Genomic DNA, 6,435 nt, shown 5'->3' with positions numbered 1-6,435 from the left:
TAATGTATTCAGACATTTTAATGAATTATTTAATTACTATTCAGTTTCCAAAGAACATGTAAATAACGCTAAAGGCGTTTTTTTATTTTTTTAAAAAAACAAGTAAATATTTCAAAATAAAAAATACCTAAAAAAGATCAGAAAAATTATTAAAAATATTAAAAAAATGTGTAACTAGCTAATTTAGTTTCAAAAATAAAAAAAATTTCTTAAAAATATCCTTAAAAATGAAAACTATTCCATATATTATATAGGTATATAAGAATTATTTTTTACATCCAAAAAACAGGGCTAGAAATTATTTTTACTCGGGCGAAATTTGTTGAATTATATTGAATAAAAAAATTTTTAATCACTCATGAAAAAATCACTTTAAATGTGCAATAATAAGAATGTAGCAAGAAAAAATGCTACAACAAAAAAGTTTAAAGCAAAAGATTACGCAAAATAACAAGTCAAGACATTTTCTAAATAATAAGAATAAAACTGAAAAAATCTTTTCCCTTATTGACTCAAATAATAATATTGCTATTTTTATAAATTGACTTATCCATGACAAAGGACAGTCACTGCCTAATAATATTTCAGAAGAAGAAATTGTTTCTAACCTAAAATCTAAATCAGCAACTTACATAATGAACATGTTTAGTTTATCAAATAATGTTAATATATCTATCCTTGCAAGTAATATAAAAAACATAAAGTGATACATTATTGAAACCATTGATGAACTAAAAGAATTAATACACTATAATTTTTGAAAATTATTAGATGGTAGCAAACCGAAATTCGAAAAAGAAATAACTAAAATTATTTTAAATAATGGGAATAGACAAGCAGAAAAATATTTATGAAAGTGTTTAAAAAATAATACTATAAATTATTTGCAATCCATTTACAACGCGCAAGGTATTTTCGAAGTTAAAAATGGAAATAAATGTGCGAAATTAAGTGCTTTATATAGAAAAATGCATAATGCACAATTTATTGAAGGGGTTGTTAATAAGGGCTATGAAGTGGAAGTAGTTACTGCTAAAAAAGCCAAAGAACAACATATGAAAGATGAAATTAATTTAAGTTATGCTAAATATCAAGACAATATCAATGAATGCGATGATTTATCTATTAAAGAGTTACAAGATTTTGCTAAAAGAAAACAAGTGCGAAATAAAGTGGAAGCTTTTGAACAGAAACTAATAAATTGAAAGGCCTAAACTGTTTTGTTGTAATTTCTTGCTATAACCCTTGCTATAAAGGCAAGGGTTTATTTATACTAAAAAAGCAAATTATGTGATTTATATATTAATAATTTATATTTTATATTGTTTTATCCCTTATTTTTGGACTAATTAAATTTAGCATTAAATTAGGAAAAAACAACTTTTTTTATATAATAAATAAGCAATATTTATATTGCCTCTACTAGTGGGAGATATCAAATATATCGCTAGACCACAATATCGAAAGGATACAAATGGCAAAAAAAGAAATACAACGTATTGCTAAATTGCAATTCCCTGCAGGTCAAGCTAAACCTGGACCAGCATTGGCTGGTGTAGGTGTAAACATGCCTGAATTTACAAAAGCATTTAACGATGCTACTAGAGACAGAGCTGGAGAACCAGTTCCAGTTCAAATTACAGTGTACAAAGACAAATCATTTGAATTCAAATTATTTACAGCTCCAGCATCATTTAAAATTAAACAAGCTGCTAAAATTCAAACAGGAGCAGCAAACGCTAAGACAACAATTGTTGCAACTATTACAAAAGATCAACTTAAAGAAATTGCTGAATACAAAATGCCAGATCTTAACACAGATGACATTTACTCAGCTATGGCTACAGTAGCTGGAACAGCAAGACAAATGGGTGTTTTAGTTGAAGGATATGACGATATCTTTAAAGCTAAAGCAGAAGCTAAAGCTGCTGCAAAAGCTGCAAAATTAGCAGCTGCTAAAGAAGAAGCTTTAAATAATGATTTAGAAGATCTTGTTAATACAAAAGGTCAAGCTATTGAAGTTAATGTTATTACAGATGAAAAAGCAAATGAAGGAGAAGAATAATTATGGCTAAAAGAGTTTCTAAAAATTTAAAAGCAGCTCGTGAATCATTTGACAGAACAGTTGCTTATGATTTAGCACAAGCTATTGAACTTGCTAAAAAAACTTCATATGCTAAATTTGATGCTTCAATTGACCTTGCTTTCAACTTAAATCTTGATGTTAGAAAAGCTGATCAACAATTACGTGGTGCTGTTTTACTTCCTCATGGAACAGGTAAATCAGTTCGTGTATTAGTAGCTACAAACAATGTTGAAAAACAAAAATTAGCTACTGAAGCTGGAGCAGACATTGTTGTTGATGCTCAAGCTTTAGAACAAAAAATTAAAGAAGATAACTTTGATTTTGATGTTATGGTTGCTGACCCAGCTATGATGCCTTTACTTGGAAAATATGGGAAAAAACTTGGGCCTAAAGGTCTAATGCCAAACCCTAAAACAGGTACAGTTACTCCAACTCCTGAAAAAGCTGTTGAAGAACTTAAAAAAGGTAAAGCAAATTACCGTACAGATAAAGCTGGAATTGTACACTCTCTTATTGGTAAAACAAGCATGTCTACAGAAGCTTTAGTAGATAATGCACAAACACTTATCTCATTAATCAAGAAGTTAAAACCTGCTGCAGTTAAAGGTGCTTATATCTTAAACTTAACAGTTTCAGCTTCAATGGGACCAAGTGTTAAAATTAAAATAGAAAAATAATATTTTCTATTTCAAACTAGGAGCAATCCTGGTTTTTTATTACAAACAAAAGAAAAACTCACATCTGTGAGTTAATCTAATAATTTAATAATTTTGTCATATTCTTCAGTTGAAAGATCATCTTTAGCTGAAATGGCATTTATCACTTCATCAAGGTTAGAAATGGTATCCTTCAATGTTGTTTTCTTATCCGTGATTCCAAAGAAACTTTGCAAACTAACAACTAAAGTGGTAATTACAGAAAGTACAGCAATTAGCACAAAATAAACCATAGTTGTATCAGGATATTTATTAAATCTAATTGAATATAAGTTTAAGATCACTATACTTGCAGCAATAAAAATTGCTAATACATTAAGAAAAACAAAAAAACTTCTTGAAATAATATATTTATTAAATGATTTTCTCTTAAGCTTATGTACTTTATTATGCAGGTTAGTATTATTTTTATGTTCAGCTATTAATGTTTTTATTTTTTCATCTTTTAGTTTAAAATCATCTTTTTTAGCGTGTAGATTAACTTTATCAATATCAATTAAATGCTTATCCATGTAAATATCCTCCTGTAAAGTCACTTGATTTAAAACGATCCACTTCCATAATTGCTAAGCAACGTTTATAGAATAAAAACTCAGCTTTAATTTTATCAAGATTCTTATAAACAAAGATTCTTTGTTTAAAGATTGCAGCTTCAAATTGTAAAATCTTATACTTACTTAAATAAAAAGTGTATTTTTTATTAATAACAAAAAATGTTAATAAACCAGTTAAAAAAGTAATTGAAGCATTAATTATAGTAGTCATAATAACATAGTTAGAATTAGAATTTCCATTCAACATATCAGTATAATATGGGTTATTATTTGGGTAAGTGATTCCATCTGTTGTAGCAAAGTTCTTGCTAGCTCCAGCTAGATATAAAATTGCAATTAGACCATTAAGCAAGGTAAATATAATAATTAATGAGTTTAATAAGTAATACATAAACCCATAAATACCTACCTTAATTTTAACTTTTTTCACTAGAAGTAAATAAGCTTGGTAACTAGTTAAACTATTCTTACTTTTCATTATTTACCTCCATTAGTTAATTCTGACTTCAAAACTTCAGCTATGATAATTTTTTTTCGCGTAGAAGCTTGTTTTCATAAAGCATCAATGATATTTTCCATAGTTTCTGTAGATATTTCATTTGCATTATATTTAACTTGTAAGTATGAGATTGTGGTATAGATCTTTTTATACAAATCACTGTGGGTGTTGTATCTATAAATTGCTATAAATAAGTTTAAAAAGAATGAAATAATAATAAAGCTTGCTAGTACAACCACATTAACATAAGATTTATAGTCAGCTTGTGATTGCTTGTTTGGAGTTTCTTTTGACAAAATTGACAATGCTAGAGAGGCTAGTACAATTGCTGCAATATTTAAAAATGCAATTAATACCGAGAATAGGTCATCTAGCATTTTATAGCGTCTTAATCTTCGCTTATCTTTCTCTAATTTCTTGGTTAAATTTTTGATAATTTCTTGCATATAAAAATTGTATAACATTCTGATTTTTCTCAAACATTTTAGATGTGAAAGTGGGTTAAAAAACATATAAATAGACCTAAAAAATGCATTAAAAAATTGTTTTTATACAGTAATGGTCTATAATATACTCATGAATAAAACATGAGCAATTTTTAGTGATGTGGATGGCACAATTTACCCATTTCCACACAAACAATTATCAGAAGTTAATAAGGCAAAAGTAAGAGAATTAGCTGACAAAAATATCCCATTTGTAATCAACACTGGGAATCCACCATTAGAAAAAATTCAACGTTTAGCCGATACCTTAAATGCCAGATATTTATGTTGTTCAAATGGAGCAATGATATATGACAATTTAGAAAAGAAAGCTTTACATGTTGAATATATTGATACAAAGAAAGCTGAAGTTATCTGACCATTAGCATTACAACATGGTGTCACATTATACTACATGGGTAGTGATCAATACTATATGTACAATAGTAATGATGTAACTAGAGAATTTCTAACCACTTTTAATGAATATAATGATTGGATTACAGATGGTAGAATTAATCAAGACTTACATAAAATTGAAGCATACGGTACACCTGATGCTATTTTATCCTTCTATCAAGCTTGTTTAGCTAGTGGTGTAGAACTAGACATTATTAATGTTTCTAATAAATACATTGAAATTACTAATATTGGGATATCAAAGGCATCTGGAATGAAATGACTATGTGAAAATGTCTTTCATTCTGATCTAGCAGATGTCATGGCAATTGGGGATAGTGCTAACGATATTCCTATGTTTTTAGCAGCAGGGTACTCATATGCAATGGACAATGCTGATGAGTCAACCAAGGCAGCTGCAAAATTCTATACTAGTGCTGTTGAGCAAGATGGGCTAGCTGAAGCGATTGATGATTATTTATATCGTTCAGACTTTGAATTAAAAAGAGCAATATCTCAACAAAAACTTAAAACCAAATAATTAAGTGAGCAAGCTCGCTTTTTTTCTTTTTTTCCTATTTTTTAAAGCAAAAAGAAACAAACATATACTAGAATAAGTGTTAGAAGTTTTAATAATTTTTGTTATGTTTACAGTGTAATAATATAAAATTTAAATATGAAAAAACCAGCAATTAATTCAGTCAATAAATTTAAAGTCAAACTTTCAGATTTGGGCCTTTTTCCTAAATGAACCATTCGTAAAATGGTTTTTGTTGCTATTTTAATTGCTATTTCAGTTGCCTTCACTGTAGTTTCAGCTCAAATTATTCCTATTGTTAATATACCCTCTTATAAATTCTCATTTATTGGTTTACCTGTAAAAATTTCTGGTTTTATTTTTGGCCCAGTAATTGGAGTTTTTGTAGGAATTGTTGCTGATTTAATTTCATTATTATTTGTTCCACCTGCTGGATATAATCCGATTTATACTGCTGCTACAGCTGTTAATGGCTTAATTTCAGGAATATTCGGTTTATACTATATGGGATTTTTACGTTTTGCATTCTCAAAAGAATATCGTTTAAATAGACTCTCTATTAAGATTAATTTACTTGCTTATAAATATAAATTTGAATCTGCTGCTGGAAATAGAAAAAAAGCAATTGAAATCGCAAATAAGATTGTAAAACTTAATAATAAAAGACAATTTATTAACCAAGACTCCTCAAATATTGCTTTAAAAAATGTTTACTGTATTTCGGGCGCTTTATTTTTAGTACTTGCCATTTCTATTATTGCTTGATATATTGGTTTTTTTGTTAGTGATGATATTATTCAAAATGGATTTATTAAAAACAGATGAATTCTACTTGCATTAATGACTTCAGGAATGACATTGCTAGTTATTTTTATCCTAGTTGGTCGTTTTGCAATGCGCACTGATAAATACTTAGTTTTCGTTCCTATAATTGTTTTCTGTGCCTTCTTGGAGCTTGTTAATATTCCGATTCTTTCATTCGCTGACTTATATTCACTTGGAAATAGTGAGACAGCTGATATTTTTGTATGAATTACGCAACATATTTTAACGAGTCCAATTAAAATTTGATTTAATGTTTTTGTTATTTATTATGCTTATCAAGTAGTTTCTAAGTTAATTAATAAAAATGAACATTTAGCATATTAAGAAGGGTGT

At 28.0% G+C, this 6,435-nt stretch carries 8 protein-coding genes; 5 read left to right on the top strand and 3 right to left on the bottom strand.

What is annotated here, in order from left to right:
- Positions 1–407: 407 nt before the first annotated feature.
- The 3 genes from ACNQ13_RS01625 (at position 408) to rplA (ending at position 2,763) form a co-directional block, all read left to right on the top strand.
- Positions 408–1,214, top strand: coding sequence for a hypothetical protein (locus ACNQ13_RS01625; protein ID WP_418035540.1), 807 nt, complete (start codon positions 408–410; stop codon positions 1,212–1,214).
- Between the two features lie 260 nt (positions 1,215–1,474).
- Positions 1,475–2,065 (top strand): 50S ribosomal protein L11, encoded by a 591-nt coding sequence (rplK, locus tag ACNQ13_RS01620; protein WP_416741864.1) that lies wholly within the window; start codon positions 1,475–1,477, stop codon positions 2,063–2,065.
- 2 nt (positions 2,066–2,067) lie between these two features.
- Entirely contained in the window at positions 2,068–2,763 is a 696-nt protein-coding gene (rplA, locus tag ACNQ13_RS01615; RefSeq protein WP_418018651.1) for a 50S ribosomal protein L1, read from the top strand.
- A gap of 71 nt (positions 2,764–2,834) precedes the next feature.
- Here rplA and ACNQ13_RS01610 read toward each other — a convergent pair whose 3' ends face one another.
- Genes ACNQ13_RS01610 through ACNQ13_RS01600 form a run of 3 tightly spaced genes read right to left on the bottom strand, consistent with a single transcriptional unit; the run spans position 2,835 to position 4,319 of the window.
- Entirely contained in the window at positions 2,835–3,314 is a 480-nt protein-coding gene (locus ACNQ13_RS01610) for a hypothetical protein (protein ID WP_416741866.1), read from the bottom strand.
- Positions 3,307–3,834, bottom strand: a complete 528-nt coding sequence (locus tag ACNQ13_RS01605; protein WP_416741867.1) for a hypothetical protein — start codon at positions 3,832–3,834, stop codon at positions 3,307–3,309. The genes ACNQ13_RS01610 and ACNQ13_RS01605 overlap by 8 nt, the downstream gene beginning before the upstream one ends.
- On the bottom strand, positions 3,834–4,319 hold the full coding sequence (locus ACNQ13_RS01600) for a hypothetical protein (RefSeq protein WP_418018650.1): 486 nt from the start codon (positions 4,317–4,319) through the stop codon (positions 3,834–3,836). Before ACNQ13_RS01600 ends, ACNQ13_RS01605 begins: the two co-directional genes overlap by 1 nt.
- 112 nt (positions 4,320–4,431) lie before the next feature.
- Between ACNQ13_RS01600 and ACNQ13_RS01595 the strand changes: the two genes are divergently transcribed.
- Both ACNQ13_RS01595 and ACNQ13_RS01590 read left to right on the top strand, forming a co-directional pair.
- Positions 4,432–5,280, top strand: coding sequence for an HAD family hydrolase (locus tag ACNQ13_RS01595; protein WP_418034429.1), 849 nt, complete (start codon positions 4,432–4,434; stop codon positions 5,278–5,280).
- A 135-nt stretch (positions 5,281–5,415) separates the two neighbouring features.
- A complete protein-coding gene (locus ACNQ13_RS01590; RefSeq protein WP_416741870.1) occupies positions 5,416–6,426 on the top strand; it encodes an ECF transporter S component in 1,011 nt (336 codons plus the stop codon).
- The last annotated feature ends 9 nt before the right edge of the window (positions 6,427–6,435 follow it).

The sequence above is a fragment of the Mycoplasma milvi genome (assembly GCF_048284715.1).
Classification (GTDB): Bacteria; Bacillota_I; Bacilli_A; order Mycoplasmatales; family Metamycoplasmataceae; genus Mycoplasmopsis.
This window is presented reverse-complemented; position numbering and strand designations above follow the sequence as displayed.